We start from the raw sequence: 562 nt of genomic DNA, 5'->3' as shown, positions 1-562 counted from the left end.
CGATGTCGACGTCGACGATCTCCCAGGCGTCCTGCTTGGGTTCACGGATGATGGCTGCTCTGGTGCGCATGGCATTACCTCTCGGGTTGGACGTGGGCGATGTGGTGACGGTCACACATCAACGACATCGCATACGCTACGCGTCCGGCGTCGCCCAGGAGGGCGGTCGGCGCTCAAGAAATGCGGTCATCCCCTCGGCGACCTCGGCGGTGGTGAACAGGCGGGCGGTCACCCCGGCCAGGTCCTCTCCACGGGCGTCGAGATCGGCCAGCATCGGCGCCGCCAGCAGCGCCTTGTTCTCCGCCAGTCCCTGCGGTGAACAGGGCCGGAACGCGGCGACGAGCTCGTCGACGGCCGCGTCGACGTCGTCGACCGCCTCCGAGAGCAGGCCGATCCGACTCGCGTGCGCCGAGTCGAACTTCTCACCGGTCAGCAGGGCGCGTGCGAGGTCCCGTGAGTTGATCCGCGCCGCCAGCGGCACCGAGATCATGGCCGCCGCCAGACCGAGGCGGACCTCGGTGAGCGCAAACGTCGACGTCGGCCCGGCGAGGGCGAGGTCGCA

Annotated in this window: 1 protein-coding gene; it reads right to left on the bottom strand. The window is 69.2% G+C overall.

The window, feature by feature from the left end; all coding sequences use genetic code 11:
• Positions 1 to 136: 136 nt before the first annotated feature.
• Positions 137 to 562: enoyl-CoA hydratase-related protein (locus tag G6018_RS06250; RefSeq protein ID WP_241732008.1), on the bottom strand; the 426-nt coding region annotated here is incomplete at its 5' end.

It is taken from the genome of Dietzia sp. DQ11-44 (genome assembly GCF_014145205.1).
In the GTDB taxonomy this organism is placed as follows: domain Bacteria; phylum Actinomycetota; class Actinomycetes; order Mycobacteriales; family Mycobacteriaceae; genus Dietzia; species Dietzia natronolimnaea.
This window is presented reverse-complemented; position numbering and strand designations above follow the sequence as displayed.